This is a genomic window from Nocardioides baculatus (genome assembly GCF_016735675.1).
GTDB lineage: Bacteria > Actinomycetota > Actinomycetes > Propionibacteriales > Nocardioidaceae > Nocardioides > Nocardioides baculatus.
This window is the reverse complement of record NZ_JAERSG010000002.1, coordinates 555300-575033: the sequence shown is the minus strand read 5'-3', so window position 1 is coordinate 575033 and position 19734 is coordinate 555300. Positions and strand designations below refer to the sequence as shown.

Sequence of the window (19734 nt, the reverse complement as noted above, 5' to 3'; positions counted from 1 at the left end):
GGGTCATTCAAGCGGGGTTGCGGGCCGCGAGGGCGCGTTCGCCCGATTCGCGCATCGTGTCGAGCGGCGCTGCGAGACCGGTGAAGAGCTCGAGCTGGAGCGCCGCCTGGTGCACCAGCAGGTCGAGCCCGCCGACGAGCGTCCGTCCGGACGCCTGCGCCGCAGCCGCCAGCGGCGTCGGCCACGGGTCGTACAACGCCTCGAAGACGACCGGCACGTCCGCCGTGCGCGCGACCAGGTCGTCGGCCTGCGCGGACGCCGGGATGGTCGACACCACGATGTCGGCGGCGACGGGGTCGCCGAGACCCAGCTCAGCGGTGCGTACGTCGACGCCCCCCGGGTGCGACCGCAGGGCGTCCACCGTCTCCTGCGCGCGGGACGCATCACGCACCAGGAGCTCGATCGACGTCACACCCAGCTCGACCAGCGCGAGCCCGATCGAGGTCGCGGTGGCACCGCCGCCGAGGACGACCGCCGACGCCAGCGGCACCGTCGTGCGCTCCCGGATCGCGGCGACCGCGCCGGGGAGGTCGGTGTTGTCCCCGACGCGGGAGCCGTCGTCGAGCACCAGGGTGTTGACCGCTCCCGCGAGCCGGGCGCGGTCGGTGACCTCGTCGGCCGCGGCCAGCGCCTCCCGCTTGAGCGGCATCGTCAGCGACAGGCCGCGCCACTCCGGGCCGAGCGCGGCCAGGAACGACTCGAGCCCGCCCGCCGGCACCCGGTGGGCGTCGTACTCCCAGTCGAGCCCGAGCTCGGCGTAGGCCGCCCGGTGCAGCGCAGGCGACAGCGAGTGCGCGACGGGGTCGCCGAGCACGCCACAGCGCCTCGCACTCACCTCGGCCTCGGCATCAACAACGGTCCGAGGTCTCGCAGTAGGCCTTGTACTCGTCGCGTCCCTCGAGGAAGCCGTCGTAGTCCTCGTAGAACTTGGTCTCGCCGGTGGAGAGGTCGACCGTGACGTAGTAGTACCAGTCGCCGTCCGCCGGGTTGGCCGCGGCAGCGATCGCGTCGTCACCGGGCGCCTCGATCGGCGTCGGCGGCAGGCCGGCGTTGAGGCGGGTGTTGTAGGGAGTGTCCTCGGCCAGCTGCTCGGGCGTGAGCTCGGTCGAGCCGGGCGACAGGCCGAGGCCGTAGGCGATCGCGGCGTCGATGCCGAGCGTCCCGTTGGTGCCGCCCTTGTCGCCGGGACCGTCGAGGCGGTTGTAGATGACGCGGGCGATCTTGGGCATGTCGTCACCGCGACCCTCGGCCTCGATGAGGGAGGCGATGATCATCAGCTCGGCGGGCGTGTGCCCGAGCTCGGCCGCCTTCGTCTCCAGCTCGGCCGCGTCAGCGGCCTCCTGCCAGCGCGCGACCATCATCTTGAGGATCGCGACCGGCTTCATGCCGGGCTTGATCTCGTAGGTGGCGGGGAAGAGGTAGCCCTCGGCGTTGCCCTCCGCGTAGTCGGGGAGGCCGATCCTCCCGGACTCGAGCGCCTTGTTGAAGGCACCCTCCGGGAAGTCGGTGTTCTCGGCGAGCGTCGAGACGATCTCGGTGAGGCGCAGGCCCTCGGGGATGGTCACGGTCGGGAAGCCGATGAGGTTGCCGGGGTCGGCGAGGACCTCGCACGCGTCGGCGGCCTTCATCTCCTTCTGGAGCTCGTAGTCGCCGACCTGGATGCCGGTGCCCTCGTCGGTGCACGCGTCGATGAAGGCCTGCACGGACGCGGTCACGCCCTCGGCCTTGAGGTTGCGGCCGATCTGGGCGACGACGTCGCCGTCGTTGACGCTGAACTGGACCTTGCCCGTGCCCGGTCCGGGGAAGTCCTCCGGACCCTGGAACTGGTCGGCGAGGAACGAGACGCCCTTGGTCAGGCCGAAGTAGAAGCCGCCGGCGAGCACGGCCAGCGCGACGATGACGGCGAGGCAGCCCTTGGCACCGCGGCTCTTGCGCCGCCGGCCTCCGGGGTCGTAGTCGTAGGACTCCTCCTCGACCAGGTCCTGCTCAGTCATCCGTGCTCACCTCGACGATCTCTCCCGGTGGCTCTCCGCGCAGGCGCTCGGTGTCGAGCGCAGTCTGCAGGATCAGCACCGCGGCTGCTTGGTCCACCACGGCGCGTCGCTTGGCTCCGTGGCGGCCCTGCTCGCGCAGGATCGACTCGGCCGACACCGTGGTCAGTCGTTCATCACACAGTCTGACGGGCACGGGTGCAACTCGGCGAGCGAGCCGCGCGGCGAAGGTGCGGACCTTCTCGGCCGCCGGTCCCTCACTGCCGCTGAGCGATCGCGGGAGCCCGACGACCACCTCGACCGCCTCTCGCTCGACGACGAGCTGCGCGAGGCGGCGTACGTCGCCACCGCCGCGCCGCACCGTCTCGACCGGGGTCGCCAGGAATCCCGACGGGTCGCTGCTCGCGACGCCGATCCGGGCGTCGCCCGGGTCGATCCCCAGCCGGACTCCGAAGCGCACCGTCAGCCCGCCACCCGCGCGACCTCGGTCGACACCAGCGCGAGCGCCTCGTCGATGCGCGAGGCGTCGCTGCCGCCGCCCTGGGCGACGTCGTCCTTGCCGCCACCCTTGCCGCCGAGCAGCGGACCGACGGCGCGCACCAGCTCACCGGCGGACAGGCCGCGCGCGCGGGCCTCGTCGTTGGTCGCCGCGACGACCGACACCTTGCCCTCGGCACTGCCGATGATCACCACGACACCCGGCTCGCCGTGCGGCAGCCGGCCGCGCACGTCCATCGCCAGGTTGCGCACGTCGCCCCCGCCGGCGCCGTCGGCGCGGTGGGCCACCACCTTGACGGGGCCGACCTGCGTCGCACCGGCCGCCAGCTCGGCGCTGGCGCCGAGGAGCTGGGCCAGCCGGGCCTTGTCGAGCTCCTTCTCGGCGTTCTTCAGGCGCTCGGTGAGGCCCTGCACGCGACCGACGAGGTCGTCGGGCTGGGTCTTGAGCAGGCCGGTCAGCTGGGCGACCACGTCACGCTCGCGGGCGAGGTAGGCGAAGCCCTCGACGCCGGTGAGCGCCTCGATGCGACGGTTGCCCGAACCCACGCTGGTCTCCCCCGTCACCACGACGGTGCCGATCTGCGAGGAGTGGTCGACGTGCGTGCCACCGCAGAGCTCGCGGGACCACGGACCGCCGATCTCGACGACGCGCACCTTGGTGTTGTCGTAGGTCTCGCCGAAGAGCGCGATCGCGCCCCACTCCTTGGCCTGCTCGAGCGTCATGTAGTCCCACGCGACCGCGAGGTCCGCGCGCAGGGCCTGCTGGGAGACCTGCTCGATGTCGCGGACCTGCTCGGCCGTGAGGCCCTGCGTCCACCCGAAGTCGAGACGGAGGTAGCCGGGCCGGTTGTAGGAGCCCGACTGCAGCGCCGTCGGGCCGAGCACCTCGCGCAGCGCGGCGTGCACCACGTGCGTGCCGGAGTGGGCCTGGCGGGCACCGATGCGCCACTCGGGGTCGACCCGGGCGTGCACCTCGCTGCCCGCGTCCAGCTCGCCCTCGAGCACGCGCACCTGGTGGACGACGAGGCCCTTGATCGGGCGCTGCACGTCGATGACCTCGAGCCGACCGCCGTCGAAGACGATCGTGCCGGCGTCGGCGACCTGACCGCCCGACTCGGCGTAGAAGGGCGTGCGGTCGAGCACCAGCTCGCCGATCTCGCCCTCGGCGAGGCGCCCGGTCGCGGCTCCCCCGCTGAGCAGGGCGAGCGGTCGCGACTCGGTCTCGAGGGTCTCGTAGGCCAGCCACTCGGTCGGCCCGTGCTGGTCCAGGATCCCGCGGTAGACGAGCGTGTCGCCGTGGGCGCCCTTCTTGGCGCGGGCGTCGGCCTTCGCGCGCTCGCGCTGCTCGGCCATCAAGCCGCGAAAGCCCGGCTCGTCGACGGTGAGGCCGGCTTCCGACGCCATCTCCAGGGTGAGGTCGATCGGGAACCCGTAGGTGTCGTGCAGCGCGAAGGCGCGCTCGGCGGACAGCGTCGAGCCGCCCGTGCGCTTCACCTCGTCGGCGGCCTGGTCGAAGATCTGCGTGCCGGACTGGAGCGTCTTGCGGAACGCGTCCTCCTCGGCGTAGGCGACCTTCGAGATGCGCTCCCAGTCGGTGACGAGGTTGCCGTAGGTCGGACCCATGGCATCGCGGGAGACGGGCATCAGCTCGGGCAGGACGCGGTCCTCGCAGCCGAGCAGGCGCATCGAGCGCACGGCGCGGCGCAGCAGCCGGCGCAGCACGTAGCCGCGGCCGTCGTTGCTCGGGGTGACGCCGTCACCGATGAGCATCATCGCGGAGCGCACGTGGTCGGCGACCACGCTGAAGCGCACGTCGTCCTCGCGGTCGGCGCCGTACGTCTTGCCGGTGAGCTGCTCGGCGCGCGCGATCACCGGGAAGACGATGTCGATCTCGTAGGCGGTGCGCTTGCCCTGGAGCAGCAGCGCCACGCGGTCGAGTCCCATGCCGGTGTCGATGTTCTTCTTCGGCAGCGACCCGGCGATGTCGAAGTCGGACTTCGAGCGGACCGCGCTCAGGTCGTCCTGCATGAAGACGAGGTTCCAGATCTCCAGGAGCCGGTCCTCGAGCTCGTAGGGCATGTCGGGGCCGAGCGTGGCGGCGTCGAAGTCGGGACCGAAGTCGGGGCCGCGGTCGTAGAGGAGCTCCGAGCACGGACCGCCCGGTCCGGGAACACCCATCGACCAGTAGTTCTCCTTGGGGCCGAGCTGGATGATCCGCTCGCGCGGCAGCCCGGTGGCCTTCATCCAGAGCCCGATGGCCTCCTCGTCACCGACCAGCACCGAGGGGTAGATGCGGTCCTTGTCGAGGCCGTAGCCGCCGTCCTCCTGGGGCTTGGTGATCAGGTCCCAGGCCAGCTCGATGGCGCCTTCCTTGAAGTAGTCGCCGAAGGAGAAGTTGCCGCACATCTCGAAGAAGGTGGCGTGGCGCGTGGTCTTGCCGACGTCCTCGATGTCGGGCGTGCGGATGCACTTCTGCACGCTCGTGGCGCGGTCGAAGGGCGGCGTCTCCTGGCCGAGGAAGTAGGGCTTGAACGGCACCATGCCGGCATTGACGAACAGCAGGTTGGGGTCGTCGGCGAGCGTCGACGCGGAGTCCACCACTGCGTGTCCGGCGGCCTCGAAGTGCGCGAGGAAGCGGCGTCGGATCTCGGCGGTGTCCATCAGTGGGGGTCCTTCGTCGTGTCGGTGCTGCCGGTCAGTTCAGGAAGTCCAGTCGAATCTGAAGTGGGCCTCAGCCCCAGCTGCTCACGCAACTCGGTTTCGCGTTCGGTGCGGCCCTGGTGCACCTCGTCGGCGAACATCCGGGCGCCGACCTGCCAGCCGCGCAGGCGGTCCCGCAGGCCGTCGGCGGTGAGGGACTCGGCGGCGCGACGGGCACGGGCCGCGGCGTACACACCGACCCCCGCCCCGGCGACGAACCAGAGTGGGCGACCCATCAGGCGACGTCCTCCCGTGCCACGGCGGCTCGTTCGCGGGCGCGGAACTCGCGCAGGGCCTGCTTGGTCTCGGCGCGCCTCTCCCGACCGGCCCGCCTGGTCTCCTGGCGCACGTGGAAGCGGATCCGGTTGCGGGACTCGGGCGCGAGTGCACGCCGCAGGCCCGCCGACCACGACGCGGCCTTGACCACGGTCTCGCGGGCGACGATGTCGGCGAACAGGCGGCCGTCGATCGGCACGGCCACGGGCGCGTTCCCGTCACGCGCGACCCGGTCCTCCTCGATCCGCGTGATGACGTAGGTGCTGGCCTCGGCGTGGTCGACAGCCGGCGCCGGAGCGTCGGGGACGGGCGACTCGAGGGCGGCGACCCGCTCGGCCAGCGTGGCCGCCAACGACTCCGCGCGACGCGCGCGGCGCAGGCCGGCGGACGCGAGGACCAGCGCGGCGAGCGCGACGACACCCGCGGCAGCCAGCAACACCTGCTCCGAAGTCACCGGCACACCCTATAAGCCTCGACGACAAGCCTCGACGATCAGCGCTCGACGTAGAGGTTCTTGTAGTCCGGGGTGCCCATCGAGCCGTCGCCCGACGGGTTGCCGATACCGGATCCGAACACGAAGAGCTGGTTGACGTAGCCGACCGGGATGACCGGGAAGTAGGTGCTCATGATCGTCTCGTCGAGCTCACCCCAGGCGTCGGCCTGGTCCTCGACGGGCAGGGTGGCGAGGTCGGCCATCGCCGCGTCGACCGAGGGCTCGGAGAAGTGCGCGGTGTTGAAGGCCGCACCACTCTTCAGCAGCGGGGGGATCATGGCCGCGCCGGCCGGCCAGGCGGGGCACCAGCTCGCGCCACGGAGGTTGAGGGTCCTGTCGACCTCGTCGTCGGGGTCGAGCCAGGTGGCGTAGGGAGATCCCTGCACCGGGATGGCCCTGACCGAGAAGCCTCCGGCCTCGAGCCCCGTCGTGATCTGGTCCTGTGCGGCCCGGGCCCGCGCGTCGACCTCGTCGTAGATCATCGTGATCTCGTAGGGCTCGTCGCCGTAGCCGGCCTCCTCGAGGAGCCTGCGCGACGTCGCCGGGTCGTAGGTGATCTGCGCACCGTCGACCTGGAAGTCGTTGCGTCCCTCCATGCCCGGCGGCATGACGGAGGACGCCTCCACGCGGGTGACACCCGGGACGTCGCCGCGAGCCGTCCAGACATCCTCGTAGGGGTACGCGTAGGCGAGCGCCTTGCGGACGCGGACGTCCGTGATCTTCGTGTAGTCGGGGGCGAGGACCGAGACGCACTGCGAGGGTTGCTGGACGAGTCGCTCGCCGAACGCGCCAGCGGCCTCGACGTAACGCCCCGGTCCCAGCGACGTGGACACGGCGGTCCGACCGGCGGAGCTGTCGGAGAGCATGATCTCGTCGACCCTGTCCTGGTCCTGGTTGAACCTGAACACGAAGCGGTCGGCGTACTGGTGCCTCGCCGGGTCGGAGTCGGCGGACCACTCCGTGTTCCTGACCAGCACCAGCTCCTCGCCGGGGACCCAGCTCTCGACCTCGTAGGGGCCGGTGGCCATCGGCCTGGACCCGTAGTCGGGCGGGTCCGAGACGGTGCCGAGCGGTGCCGGCCCCATGGCCATGACGGCACCGAAGTAGTCCATGTCCGGGAACGGCCGGCTCATCTCGATGGTGATGTCCGGGCCGTCGACGGTGATGCCGGGCCACGCGTCGCAGTCGGGGTCGTCGCCGGTGTAGGGGCCGTCGTAGTCCGATCCCCCGGCGAAGTAGGTCGTGGAGAACTCCGTTCCCGGACCGGCGGGAAAGGCTCCGGAGTCGAGCGTGCGGCAGATGCCGAACGCAACCTCCTCGGCAGTGACGGGCCGGCCGTCCTCCCACGTCGCGTCGTCGCGAATGGTGAAGGTCCACTCCGTGAAGTCGTCGTTGTGGGTGCCGAGGTCGGTCGCCAGGTCGGGCACCAGCACCGGATGCCCGTCGGGGCCGGGGGCGTACTGGGTCAGCGACCGGCTGATCAGCGCCTGCTGGATCGAGTTGCCCGTGACCGACCAGCCACCGGACGGGTCGAGCGTGTCCGGACCCTGCGCGCCGGGCAGGTAGACCGTGATCGTCCCGCCGCTGGTCGCCCCGGCCACCTCCGCGGCGGGAGCCTGCCGTCGGGCGTCCTTGCCCCCGACCACCTGCTTGTGAAAGGTCCTCGGGGCGGGCGGCGCCGCTGCGTCGGCCACCCCGGCCGGGTCGCCGCTGCACGCCGCCAGCCCGAGGGACAGCAGGGCGACGAGGGCCAGGACGCCGTGGGTGAGCGGCTGCCTAGGTCCGGTCACTCGTCGTACCCCTCCCCCGGACGATGCGCCGGACCCGCTCCCAGCGCTCCTTGACCCCGGCCTCGGCGCCGAGCGCGGTGGGCCGGTAGTAGCTGGCGTCGGTGAGCTCGTCGGGGGCGTACTGCTGCTCGGCGATCCCGTAGGGCGCGTCGTGGCTGTAGACGTAGGGCTTCGGTGCCCCCGAGTTGTGACCGAGCTTGGCTGCGCCGGCGTAGTGCCCGTCGCGCAGGTGAGGCGGCACCTGGCCGATCTTCCCGGCGCGTACGTCGGCCTGCGCGGCGTCGATGGCCGTGATCACCGCGTTGGACTTGGGGGCGACGGCCAGCGCGATCGTCGCCTGCGCGAGGTTGAGCCGGGCCTCGGGCATCCCGATCAGCTGGACCGCCTGCGCCGCGGCGACGGCGGTGGGCAGCGCAGTCGGGTCGGCGAGCCCGATGTCCTCGCTCGCGCTGATGACGAGGCGGCGGGCGATGAAGCGCGGGTCCTCGCCGGCCTCGATCATCCGGGCGAGGTAGTGCAGTGCGGCGTCGACGTCGGAGCCCCGGATCGACTTGATGAAGGCGCTGATCACGTCGTAGTGCTGGTCGCCCTGACGGTCGTAGCGCACTGCTGCCTGGTCGACGGCCGTCTCGGCCGTCGTGAGGTCGATGGCGTCGAGGCCCGTGCTCCCGGCCGCGCCGGCGGCCGCCTCGAGGTAGGTCAGCGCGCGACGCGCGTCGCCGCCGGCGAGTCGTACGAGGTGGGCGCGGGCGTCGTCGTCCAACCCCATGTCGCCGGCGAGGCCGCGCTCGTCGGCCAGCGCCAGGTCGATCACCTCGGCGACGTCGTCGTCGGTCAGGGACTGGAGCCGCAGCAGGAGGCTGCGCGACAGCAGCGGCGAGATGACCGAGAAGAACGGGTTCTCGGTGGTCGCGGCGATGAGGGTGACCCACCGGTTCTCCACGCCCGGCAGCAGGGCGTCCTGCTGGGCCTTGCTGAACCGGTGGACCTCGTCGACGAAGAGCACGGTCTCCTGGCCGCTCCGGACGAGCTCGGCGCGCGCACCGTCGATCGCGGCGCGGACCTCCTTGACGCCTGCCGAAACGGCCGACACCTCGACGAACGTGCGACTGGTCTGCTGGCTGACGATCGCGGCGATCGTGGTCTTCCCTGTTCCCGGGGGTCCCCAGAGCAGGAGCGACATCGACTGGTCGCCCTCGATCAGGCGGCGCAGCGGAGAGCCGGCGGCGCGCAGCTGCTGCTGGCCGACGAGCTCGTCGATCGTCCGCGGTCGCATGCGTACGGCCAGCGGCGCGGACGCGTGCGTGTTGGCACCGAGCGACCCGCCGCCGGGAACGGCTCCGGGCGCGGGTTGCCCCGCGCCCGGAATCTCGAACAGGCCATCCACGTGGGTGAGTATCCCTCGGACGGCTGACAGTGAGGTCAGGCCCCCGTCGTCTGCTTCGTCTTCAGGTCGTACCAGGTGTCCTCGTAGCCCGGGATGGTGAGCTGCGTGTTGGTGGGCGTGGCTCCGGCGACCGGGCTGCCCTGGTCGTCGACGCCGAGGAGGTCGGTGGTCACCGGGCTCGCGGGGTGCGAGCCGAGCTCGCCGGCGAAGTGGCAGGCGACCTTGTGGCGCTGGCCGATCTGCAGCAGCGGCGGCTCGACCTTGGCGCAGATCTCCTGCGCGAACTGGCAGCGCGTCCGGAACCGGCAACCCGACGGCGGGTTGATCGGCGACGGCACGTCGCCCTCGAGGCGGATGCGCTCGCGTCGGCCACCCACGGCCGCCTGCTTCACGTCGGGCACCGCGGAGAGCAGGGCCTGCGTGTAGGGGTGGTGGGGCTTGCCGTAGATGGTCTCGCGGTCGCCGATCTCGACGATCTTGCCGAGGTACATCACCGCGACCTCGGGGCAGAAGTGCCGCACGATCGCGAGGTCGTGGGCGATGAAGAGGAACGAGACGTCGAACTCGGACTGGATGTCCTGGAGCAGGTTGACCACCTGCGCCTGGATCGACACGTCGAGCGCGGACACCGGCTCGTCGGCCACCAGTACCTTGGGGTTCAGCGTGAGGGCGCGGGCGATGCCGATGCGCTGACGCTGGCCGCCGGAGAACTCGTTGGGGTAGCGGTTGTAGTGCTCGGGGTTGAGGCCCACGATCTCCAGCAGCTCCTGGACCCGCTTGAGCACCTGGTTCTTCGGGACGATCTTGTGCACCTCGAGCGGTGCACCGACGATCGTGCCGACCGTGTGGCGCGGGTTGAGCGAGGTGTAGGGGTCCTGGAAGATCATCTGGACGTCGCGTCGCAGCGGCTTCATCTCCCGCGCCGACAGCTTCGCGAGGTCGTGGCCGTCGAACATCATCGAGCCACCGGTCGGCTTGTAGAGCCGCGTGATGAGTCGACCCGTGGTCGACTTGCCGCAGCCGGACTCGCCCACCAGACCCAGCGAGCCGCCCTTGGGGACCTCGAACGAGATGCCGTCGACGGCCTGCACGTGACCGATGGTCCGTCGCACGACGCCCGACGACTTCACCGGGAAGTACATCTTCAGGTTGTCGACCGACAGCACCGCAGGCGCCAACGGGTCGAGCTTCGTGGCGGTGTGGCCGTGCTCGGCGAGCGTGGCGAAGTCGAGGTCCTCGATGCCGATCTCGTGCGAGCCGTAGGCGTCGGGGGTCTCGGGGCTGTGCTCCGCGGTGAGCTGACGGTCGCCGGTCTCGGCGGCGTTGGCGCCGACCTCGGTCGGCTCGATCTCGGCGCGGGCGTTGGGGTCCTGCGTCATCGGGTCTCCTCGACGAGCTCGGGGGCGATCTCGGGAAGCACCTCGGTCGTGTAGACACCGACCGGGTCCGCGAGGTGGCAGCGCTTGAGGTGGGCCGTGCCGGAGCTCGCCGGCACCAGCTCCGGCAGCTCCGTGCGGCACAGGTCACCGGGGACCTTGTCCGAGTGCACGCAGCGCGGGTGGAACGAGCACCCCGACGGCGGCCGCAGCAGGCTGGGCGGGTTACCGGGGATCGGGATCAGGCGGGCGTCGGTGGAGGCGCCCACATCGGGGATGCTCGACAGCAGTCCCCACGTGTAGGGCATCTCGGGCGCCGTCAGGATCTGCTTCGTGGTGCCGTACTCCACGCAGCGCCCGGCGTACATCACGAGGACGTCGTCTGCCATCTCGGCGATCACGCCGAGGTCGTGGGTGATGATGATGACCGCGGAGTTGAACTCACGCTGCAGGTCCTGGAGCAGGTCGAGGATCTGCGCCTGCACGGTCACGTCGAGCGCGGTCGTGGGCTCGTCGGCGATCAGCAGCGACGGGTCGTTGATCAGGCCCATCGCGATCATCGCGCGCTGCCGCATGCCGCCGGAGAACTGGTGCGGGAAGTCGTCCACGCGTCGGTCCGGCTGCGGGATCCCGACCCGGTCGAGCATCTCGATCGCCTTGCGGCGCGCGTCGCGCTTCGAGGCGCTCGAGTGGTGCACCAGGTAGGCCTCCTCGAGCTGCCCGCCGATCTTGTAGAACGGGTGCAGTGCGGCCAGGGCGTCCTGGAAGATCATCGCCATCGAGTTGCCGCGCAGGCCGCGCATCTTCGCCTCGCTCAGCCCGACGACCTCGGTGCCGCCGACCCGGATCGAGCCGGAGATCTGCGCCGACTTCGTGTCGTGCAGACCCATCACGGCCATGCTCGAGACGGACTTGCCCGAGCCGGACTCGCCCACGATGCCGAGGGTCTTGCCCTTCTCGACCGAGTAGGTCAGGCCCGACACTGCGGTGACCGGACCGTCCTGCGTGGGGAAGGTGACCTTCAGGTCCTCGACCTGGAGGTAGGGCCCGTCGGAGCCGCGGTCGTCCGGGGACTCCGTGGCGGACGACTGGGTCATGGGAACGCTGGTCACGAAAGCCTCACCCTCGGGTCGAGGACGCTGTAGACAACGTCGACGAGCAGGTTGGAGATGATCAGGACGACGGCGCTGAAGAGCGCCGTGGCCTGCACGACGGGCAGGTCACGGCCCTGCACGGCCTCGAGGCTCCACCAGCCGATGCCCTGGATCTCGAAGATCCGCTCGGTGAAGATCGTGCCGGCGAGCAGGGTGCCGAAGTCGATGCCGAAGATGGTCACGACCGGCACCAGGGCAGCGCGGAGCCCGTGCTTGTAGACGATGGTCCGCGTCGGCAGGCCCTTGGCCTTGGCCGTACGGATGTAGTCCTCGCTCAGCGCCTCGACCATCGCGCCACGCGTGAATCGCGTGTATTGCGTGCAGCCGAAGATGCCGAGCGCGACCCACGCGAGGAACAGCCCGCTGAACCACTTGAAGGGGCCGTCCTGGGTGATCGGGAAGTAGCCCGTGTCGCTGAAGAACGGCACCTCGAACGTGATCGTGAGGTAGAGCCAGGTCAGCAGGGCGAAGAGGTAGTAGGGCACCGAGCTGATGAACAGGAAGCTCGAGACCAGGGCCTTGTCGGCAACACTGCCGCGCCTTCGCGCGGCCGCGACCCCGATGGGGACGCCGAAGAGGAGGTAGAGGAACGCACCGCCGATGGCGATGGAGAAGGTCGCGGGGATGCGCGAGACCAGCTCCTCCTTCACCGGCTGCTTGGTGCGGAAGCTGACGCCCATGCAGGGCGCGCTGCACTCGTAGTCGTTGGAGGCGATGGTGAGGGTGCGGTCGACGAAGATGCCCTTGACGTACTTGCCGTACTCCTCGTAGACGGGGTTCTTGTAGCCCAGCGTCTTCTCGTAGATGTCGAGCTTCGCCGCCGTACAGCGGTTCTGGGTCTCGCGGTCACAGATGGGTTGGGCGGGACTCGAGGGGCCGAACCAGAACAGCAGGAAGATCGCCATCGAGACCAACGTCACGACGAGGACTCCCGAGATCAGCCGCTTCACGACATACGCGAACATCGCAGGTCACTCTCCGGGGATGGTGGATGAGTCGGGCCCCCGAGGCAGACAGCCTACCGGGCCCGGGCTGCCGTGTGGGGGCTCCCGGTCAGGGAACCCCCACACGTCAGTGTTGCTACGTGGAGCTGGTCGAACTACGTGGTGCTCTCAGGATCCAGCGAGAGCACCGGGATCACTCCATGACGAAGACGTCCTTGTAGTTCGGGGCGCCGATCGAGCCATCGCCCGTCGGGTTGCCGATCTTGCTGCCGAAGACGAACAGGTCGTTGCGGAATGCGGTCGGGATGATCGGGAAGTACTCCGTCATGATCTTCTCGTCGAGGGCACCCCAGGCGTCGGCCTGGTCCTCGAGCGGGAGGGTCGCGATGTTGTCCATCTCGTCGTTGACCGAGGGCTCGTCGAACTGAGCGGTGTTGTAGACGGCACCACCCTTGAGCAGCGGCGGGAGCATGGTCGAACCGGCGGGCCAGTCCGAGCACCAGTTGACGCCACGGAGGTTGAGGGTCTTGTTGACCTTGTTGTCCGGGTCGAGCCAGATGTTGTAGGGCGAGTCCTGGACCGGGATGGCCTTGACCTTGAAGCCGCTGGCCTCGAAGCCCTTGGTGATCTGCTCCTGGCCGGCAACGGCCAGCGGGTCGACCTCGTAGTAGACCATGGTGATCTCGTAGGGCTTGTCCTCGGTGTAGCCGGCCTCGGCCAGCAGCTCCTTGGCCTTCTCCGGGTCGTAGGTGATCTGCTCACCGTCGACCTGGAAGTCCTTCTTGCCCGCCATGCCGGGAGGCATGACCGAGTTGGCGGGGATACGGGTCACGCCCGGAACCTCGCCGCCGGCGATCCACACGTCCTGGTAGGGGTACGCGTAGGCGAGCGCCTTGCGGACGTTGATGTCGGTGATCTTGGTGTAGTCCGGCGTCAGCGTGGAGACACACTGCGACGTCTGCTGCACGAGGCGGTCGCCGAGCTGGCCGTTCGCGTCGTTGTACTTGTCCGAACCGAGCGAGGTCGAGATCGCGGTCTGGCTGTCGGAGTTGTCCGACAGCATGATCTCGTCGACCTTGGCCTGGTCCTGGTTGAACTTGAAGATGAACTCGTCGGCGTACTGGTGACGGCCCGGGTCGGAGTCAGCGGACCACTGGTCGTTCTTGACCAGGACCAGCTCCTCGTTGGGCTTGTAGCTGTCGACCTTGTAGGGGCCGTTCGAGAGCGGCTTGTTGCCGTAGTTCGGCGGCTTGGACGCGTTGCCGAGCGGGGCCGGGCCCATCGCCATGAAGGCGCCCCAGTAGTCCATGTCCGGGAACGGCTTGGCCATCTTGATGGTCACGTCCTGGCCGTCGACCGAGATGCCGGACCACTTCTCGCACTTGGGGTCCTTGGCGGTGTAGGGACCCTCGTAGTCGGCCGCACCGTCGAAGTACGTCTTGGAGTACTCGGTGCCGGCGCCGGAGGGGAACGCCTCGGAGTCGAGCGAGCGGCAGATGCCGAACGCGACCTCGTCGGCGGTGACGGGCTGGCCGTCCTCCCACGTGGCGTCGTCACGGATGGTGAACGTCCACTCGGTGAAGTCCTCGTTGGGCGTACCGAGGTCAGTCGCGAGGTCGGGGACCAGCACGGGCTGGCCTTCCTCGTCGCGGACGTACTGGGTCAGCGAGCGGCTCGTGAGCGCCTGCTGGATGGAGTTGCCCGTGACGGACCAACCAGCGGTCGGGTCAAGGGTGTCGGGGCCCGGGTCGCCCGGCAGGTAGACCGTGACGGTCCCACCGGCGGTCGCGCCTTCGACCTCGGCGGCGGGACCCTGACGCTCTGCGTCCTTGGTTCCGCCTTCCTGGCCGCCGAATTCCCTCTTCTCGCCTCCGCTGCCGTTGTCGCCATCGTCCGACGAGCCGCCGCCACAGGCAGCGAGAGTCAGAAGAGCGGCGCCAGCGACGAGCGCGAGCGGCTTGTTCCGCTTCATGCTGTCCAGCCTTTCATTTTTGTTCTCACCGAGGACGGCGTCTTCGGCGCGTGCAGGGACCCTGGGCCGAGCCGGGTGGCTCAGCGGCGGGTCTTGGGGTCGAGGGCGTCGCGGACCGCGTCACCCAGCAGGTTGAGCGAGAGCACCAGCGCGACAATGCCCAGCAGGGGCTGCCACAGGTATTGCGGGTACTCGCGGAAGAACGTCAGGTTGGTGCCCTTGAGGATCATCTGGCCCCACGAGACGCCGTCGGTGACGCCGATGCCGAGGAAGGCCAGGCCGGCCTCGAGCGCGACGAACGTCGGCAGCATCAGCGAGATGCTGATGATGATCGGAGCGGCGAGGTTGGGCAGCAGCTCCTTGAAGAGGATGCGCGCGGTCGGCATGCCCATCACCCGGGCCGCCTGGACGAACTCGCGCTCGCGGAGGGCCAGCACCTCGCCGCGGATCAGGCGCGCCGTGCCCATCCAGCCGAAGATCGAGAGCACCACGATCAGTGCGGTCTTCTGGATGGTCGAGTAGTTCTCGGACAGGTTGAACCGGTCGTTGATGATCGGCGCGATCGTGAGCGCGGCGAGGAGGAACGGGATCGTGAGGAACATGTCGATGAAGAACGACAGCACCTTGTCGACGGCGCCGCCGAGGAAGCCGGAGAGGAGTCCGACGATCACGCCCACGAGGCTGGCGAAGATGGTCGCGGTCGTGGCGATGGTGAGCGAGACGCGGCAACCGTAGAGCCAGTAGGCGAGGTTGTCCTCACCCGTGCGCGGCGCGACACCCATCGGGTGCTCCATCGTGAACGGTCCGTTGGGCGGGCCCATCTCCGGCAGCGGGAGGCCCTGGTTGAGGCCGTCGACGCGCTCGCTGGCGAGCGGGGTCTCGAGGCTCACGCCGAAGGCGCTCGAGATGGGGCCGGCGAAGACGGCGCAGATGATGAAGAACAGCACGACGACCGCGCAGACGACCGCGATCTTGTCCTTGGCGAGACGGCCCAGCGCGATCCGCATCGGCGACTTGCCGGAGATCTCCTTGGCCTGCTGGCTGTTGGGATCCTGCTGCTCGGGCTCCGAGCTCAACGAGCCCAGCGTCTCCGGTCCTGCGGTGTCTGCCGACATGCTCTCCCCATCTGGTTCGGGACTGTCTTGACACCGATCGGGGATCACCCGGGGCCGGCGCCGAGACAGGACTGTATGTGACCCGCGCCGCACGGACGATCACTGACGCGTAACGATCCCGTTACGACGCATTAACCAGTTGACTTCTCCGAGCCCGGCAAATGCTTCGCGTGATCACCCGTGCGACGGGACTTCCTTGACCTACTGACGCGTGGCGTCCGGAGCATCCTCTGCGGTCGCAGGAGGGGCGTCAACGCCTGCCTCCTTGCGCTGCTCGGGCGTGATCGGTGCCGGTGCGGCCGTCAGCGGGTCGTAGCCGCCACCGGACTTGGGGAACGCGATGACGTCGCGGATCGAGTCGCTGCCCGCGAGCAGCGCCACGATCCGGTCCATGCCCACCGCGATGCCGCCGTGCGGGGGCGCACCGAACTTGAAGGCGTCGAGCAGGAAGCCGAACTTCTCCTGGGCCTCGTCCTCGCCGAGACCCATCACCGAGAAGACGCGCTTCTGCACGTCGCCGCGGTGGATACGGATGGACCCGCCACCGAGCTCGTTGCCGTTGCAGACGATGTCGTAGGCGTACGCCAGGGCGCTGCCGGGGTCGGTGTCGAAGGAGTCCATGAACTCCTCCTTCGGGCTGGTGAAGGCGTGGTGCACGGCCGTCCAGGCGCCCGCGCCGACCGCGACGTCACCGCTGGCCACGGCCTCGGAGCTCGGCTCGAAGAGCGGCGCGTCCACGACCCACGTGAACGCGAACGTCGACTCGTCGAGCATGCCGCCGCGACGACCGATCTCCAGGCGGGCGGCCCCGAGCAGCGCACGGCTGCTCTTGACGGGTCCGGCAGCGAAGAAGATGCAGTCCCCCGGCGCCGCGCCCACGTGGGCTGCCAGGCCGTCGCGCTCGGCGTCGGTGAGGTTCTTGGCGACCGGTCCCCCGAGCTCGCCGTCCTCGGCGATCGTGACGTAGGCCAGGCCCTTGGCCCCGCGCTGCTTGGCCCAGTCCTGCCAGGCGTCGAACTGGCGACGCGGCTGGCTGCCGCCACCCGGCATGACGACGGCGCCGACGTAGTCGGCCTGGAAGACCCGGAACGTGGTGTCCGCGAAGTACTCGGTGCAGTCGACGAGCTCGAGGCCCATCCGCAGGTCGGGCTTGTCGGAGCCGAACCGCGCCATCGCGTCGGCGTACGTCATCCGGGCGATCGGGCGCTCGATGGTGTGACCGGCCTGGGCCCACATCGCCTCGAGCACGTCCTCCATCAGCGTGAGGACGTCCTCCTGGTCGACGAAGCTCATCTCGATGTCGAGCTGGGTGAACTCCGGCTGCCGGTCGGCGCGGAAGTCCTCGTCGCGGTAGCAGCGCGCGATCTGGTAGTAGCGCTCCATGCCGCCGACCATCAGCAGCTGCTTGAACAGCTGAGGGCTCTGCGGCAGGGCGTACCAGCTGCCGGGCGCCAGGCGGGCAGGCACCAGGAAGTCACGGGCGCCCTCGGGCGTCGAGCGGGTGAGCGTCGGCGTCTCGACCTCGACGAAGTCACGGGCGTCGAGCACGTCGCGGGCGGCCTTGTTGATCTTCGAGCGCAGCCGCAGCGCGGCGGCGGGACCGGAGCGACGCAGGTCGAGGTATCGGTGCTTGAGGCGTGCCTCCTCGCCGACCTCGCCGCCCTTGTGGCCGGACGCGTCGTCGATCGGGAACGGCAGCGGGTCGGAGCTGGAGAGCACCTCGAGGTCGGTGGCGACGACCTCGATGTCGCCGGTGGCGAGGTTGGGGTTCTGGTTGCCCTCCTTGCGGGCGACGACCTCCCCGGTGACCTTGATGCAGAACTCGCTGCGGAGGCTGTGCGCCACGTCCTCGTCGCGGACGACGACCTGCACCACGCCGCTGGCCTCACGCAGGTCGAGGAACGCCACACCGCCGTGATCGCGTCGGCGCGCCACCCATCCGGCGAGCGTGACGGTCTGGCCGACGTGGTCGGCGCGCAGGGCGCCGGCGTCATGGGTGCGGATCACTGGTTCTCCTCAGATGTGCTGGCTGTGCTGACGATGGTGGGCCGGAGGTCCTGCTCCGGCGGGGTCCAGGTGGCGGGGTCGGCATCGACCTGCTCACCGGTCCGGATGTCCTTCACCTGGCTCGTCCCGTCGGCCAGGACGAACCAGACGAACGGGATGCCTCGGCGCTCGGCGAAGCGGATCTGCTTGCCGAACTTCGCCGGCGAGGGTGCGACCTCGCAGGCGACGTCGCGGGACCGGAGGGCCGCCGCGACCTGCGTGCTCGCGGCACGGTCGTCCTCGGTGTTGAGGGCGACGAGCACGGCGCTCGGCACCGGCCGGCTGCCGGACAGGACGCCGTCGGAGATGAGCGGGACGAGGGTGCGGGAGACGCCGAAGGACACGCCGACGCCCGGATAGGTCGTACGCCCGTCGCTGGCGAGCGCGTCGTAGCGCCCTCCCCCGCCGACCGACTTGAGGCGCTCGTAGCCGGCCATGAAGACCTCGACGACGGTGCCGGTGTAGTAGTCGAGGCCGCGCGCGATGCGCAGGTTGGCCTCGACGTCGACACGGTCGCCGGCGACGGCCCGGCAGCCCTCGACGACGGCGGCGAGCTCGTCGAGGCCCTGGTCGAGCAGCTCGTCGGTGACGCCCAGGGCGCGGACCTGCTCCACGAAGGAGCCGTCGGAGACCCGGATCGTGGCCAGCTCGAGGCAGCGCTGCGCCTGCTCCGGGGTCGTGCCGACGCGCTCGACCAGCATCCGGGCGACCTCGTCGGCGGGGAGCTTGTCGAGCTTGTCGATCACCCGGATCGCGTCGGTGACGTCGTCGATGCCCAGGCCCCGGTAGAAGCCCTGGATCAGCTTGCGGTTGTTGAACTGGAAGGACAGGCGCGGGATCGGGAGGCGGCTCAGCGCGTCGACCATCACCGACATCACCTCGACGTCGTGGTGGAAGGGCAGCTCGTCGCGCCCGACGATGTCGACGTCGGCCTGGGTGAACTGCCGGAACCGACCCTCCTGCGGGCGCTCCCCGCGCCAGGCCGGCTGGACCTGGAAGCGACGGAACGGGAACTCGAGGTGTCCGGCGTGCTCGAGGACGTAGCGCGCGAAGGGCACGGTGAGGTCGAAGTGCATGCCGAGCTCGGCCTTGGCGTCCGGCTCCGCGGCGAGGCGCTGGAGGACGTAGATCTCCTTGTCGACCTCGCCGCCCTTGGCCAGGCGCTCGATCGGCTCGACGACGCGGGTCTCGATGTTGGCGAAGCCGTGCAGCTCGAAGGTGCGCGAGAGCGACGCGATCACCTCGCGCTCGACGGCGCGCTGCGCGGGCAGCAGCTCGGGGAAACCGCTCAGCGGGGCGATCTTGCTCATGCTTCTTCGAGGTCCTGGAGGTAGGGGTTGGTGGCGCGCTCGCGCCCGATCGAGGTCTGCTCGCCATGGCCGGGCAGCACGACGATGTCGTCGGCCAGCGGCAGCACCTTGCCGGCGAGGCTGCGCAGCATCGTGGCGTGGTCGCCGCCGGGCAGGTCGGTGCGACCGATGGAGCCCGCGAAGAGCAGGTCGCCGGAGAACATCACCTCGGAGACGTCCTGCTCCGCGTACGGCGTACGGAAGGTCACGGAGCCCTCGGTGTGCCCGGGCGTGTGGTCGACGACGAACCTGAGGCCGGCGAGCTCGAGCTCGGCGAGGTCGGAGAGCTCGCGCACGTCGTCGGGCTCGGCCCACGTGTGGTCGCCGCCGAGCAGCATCTGGGTGGTCTCGCGGCTCATCCCCGCCATCGGGTCGCTCAGCAGGTGGCGGTCTGCGGGGTGGATCCACGCCGTGGCGTCGTAGGTGCCGGCGACCGGGGCGACGCACCACATGTGGTCCACGTGGCCGTGGGTGACGAGCACCGACACGGGCTTGAGGTGGTGCTCGCGCACGACCTGGGCGACGCCCTCGGCCGAGTCCTTGCCGGGATCGATCACTACGCACTCGGCACCGGGACCCGTGGCCACGACGTAGCAGTTGGTCCCCCAGGGTCCGGCGGGGAAGCCAGCGATGAACACAGGCG

16 protein-coding genes are annotated in these 19734 nt (G+C 70.0%); all 16 read right to left on the bottom strand.

Going from position 1 to position 19734, the window contains the following annotated elements:
- Positions 1 to 7: 7 nt before the first annotated feature.
- A complete protein-coding gene (locus tag JI751_RS08520) occupies positions 8 to 835 on the bottom strand; it encodes a shikimate dehydrogenase (RefSeq protein ID WP_201935469.1) in 828 nt (275 codons plus the stop codon).
- Positions 836 to 848: 13 nt separating this feature from the next.
- Positions 849 to 1994 carry an endolytic transglycosylase MltG gene (gene mltG, locus JI751_RS08515; protein ID WP_201935468.1) on the bottom strand — a complete coding sequence of 382 codons (1146 nt, stop codon included), beginning with the start codon at positions 1992 to 1994 and terminating at the stop codon, positions 849 to 851.
- On the bottom strand, positions 1987 to 2451 hold the full coding sequence (gene ruvX, locus JI751_RS08510) for a Holliday junction resolvase RuvX (RefSeq protein ID WP_201935467.1): 465 nt from the start codon (positions 2449 to 2451) through the stop codon (positions 1987 to 1989). Before ruvX ends, mltG begins: the two co-directional genes overlap by 8 nt.
- Positions 2452 to 2453: 2 nt before the next feature.
- The gene (alaS, locus tag JI751_RS08505; RefSeq protein WP_201935466.1) at positions 2454 to 5150 is read right to left on the bottom strand and encodes an alanine--tRNA ligase; all 2697 of its coding nucleotides are present in this window, start codon (positions 5148 to 5150) and stop codon (positions 2454 to 2456) included.
- The gene (locus tag JI751_RS08500; protein ID WP_201935465.1) at positions 5150 to 5425 is read right to left on the bottom strand and encodes a DUF6167 family protein; all 276 of its coding nucleotides are present in this window, start codon (positions 5423 to 5425) and stop codon (positions 5150 to 5152) included. The genes alaS and JI751_RS08500 overlap by 1 nt, the downstream gene beginning before the upstream one ends.
- The gene (locus JI751_RS08495; RefSeq protein ID WP_201935463.1) at positions 5425 to 5919 is read right to left on the bottom strand and encodes a hypothetical protein; all 495 of its coding nucleotides are present in this window, start codon (positions 5917 to 5919) and stop codon (positions 5425 to 5427) included. The genes JI751_RS08500 and JI751_RS08495 overlap by 1 nt, the downstream gene beginning before the upstream one ends.
- 38 nt (positions 5920 to 5957) lie before the next feature.
- Entirely contained in the window at positions 5958 to 7748 is a 1791-nt protein-coding gene (locus tag JI751_RS08490; protein WP_201935462.1) for an ABC transporter substrate-binding protein, read from the bottom strand.
- The gene (locus JI751_RS08485; protein WP_307814019.1) at positions 7735 to 9135 is read right to left on the bottom strand and encodes a replication-associated recombination protein A; all 1401 of its coding nucleotides are present in this window, start codon (positions 9133 to 9135) and stop codon (positions 7735 to 7737) included. Before JI751_RS08485 ends, JI751_RS08490 begins: the two co-directional genes overlap by 14 nt.
- A gap of 35 nt (positions 9136 to 9170) precedes the next feature.
- Positions 9171 to 10277 carry an ABC transporter ATP-binding protein gene (locus tag JI751_RS08480; RefSeq protein WP_201935865.1) on the bottom strand — a complete coding sequence of 369 codons (1107 nt, stop codon included), beginning with the start codon at positions 10275 to 10277 and terminating at the stop codon, positions 9171 to 9173.
- Positions 10278 to 10510: 233 nt separating this feature from the next.
- The gene (locus JI751_RS08475) at positions 10511 to 11608 is read right to left on the bottom strand and encodes an ABC transporter ATP-binding protein (RefSeq protein ID WP_201935461.1); all 1098 of its coding nucleotides are present in this window, start codon (positions 11606 to 11608) and stop codon (positions 10511 to 10513) included.
- Positions 11609 to 11619: 11 nt separating this feature from the next.
- Positions 11620 to 12630, bottom strand: coding sequence for an ABC transporter permease (locus JI751_RS08470; protein WP_201935460.1), 1011 nt, complete (start codon positions 12628 to 12630; stop codon positions 11620 to 11622).
- Positions 12631 to 12802: 172 nt separating this feature from the next.
- The gene (locus tag JI751_RS08465; RefSeq protein WP_201935459.1) at positions 12803 to 14581 is read right to left on the bottom strand and encodes an ABC transporter substrate-binding protein; all 1779 of its coding nucleotides are present in this window, start codon (positions 14579 to 14581) and stop codon (positions 12803 to 12805) included.
- 80 nt (positions 14582 to 14661) lie between these two features.
- Positions 14662 to 15696, bottom strand: coding sequence for an ABC transporter permease (locus tag JI751_RS08460; protein WP_201935458.1), 1035 nt, complete (start codon positions 15694 to 15696; stop codon positions 14662 to 14664).
- 201 nt (positions 15697 to 15897) lie between these two features.
- Positions 15898 to 17703: an aspartate--tRNA ligase gene (gene aspS, locus JI751_RS08455; RefSeq protein WP_201935457.1), complete on the bottom strand. Its 1806-nt coding sequence runs from the start codon at positions 17701 to 17703 to the stop codon at positions 15898 to 15900.
- Complete coding sequence (gene hisS / locus JI751_RS08450; protein ID WP_201935454.1) at positions 17700 to 19052, bottom strand: histidine--tRNA ligase; 1353 nt, start codon at positions 19050 to 19052, stop codon at positions 17700 to 17702. The genes aspS and hisS overlap by 4 nt, the downstream gene beginning before the upstream one ends.
- A complete protein-coding gene (locus JI751_RS08445) occupies positions 19049 to 19729 on the bottom strand; it encodes an MBL fold metallo-hydrolase (RefSeq protein WP_201935451.1) in 681 nt (226 codons plus the stop codon). The genes hisS and JI751_RS08445 overlap by 4 nt, the downstream gene beginning before the upstream one ends.
- Positions 19730 to 19734 lie beyond the last annotated feature (5 nt).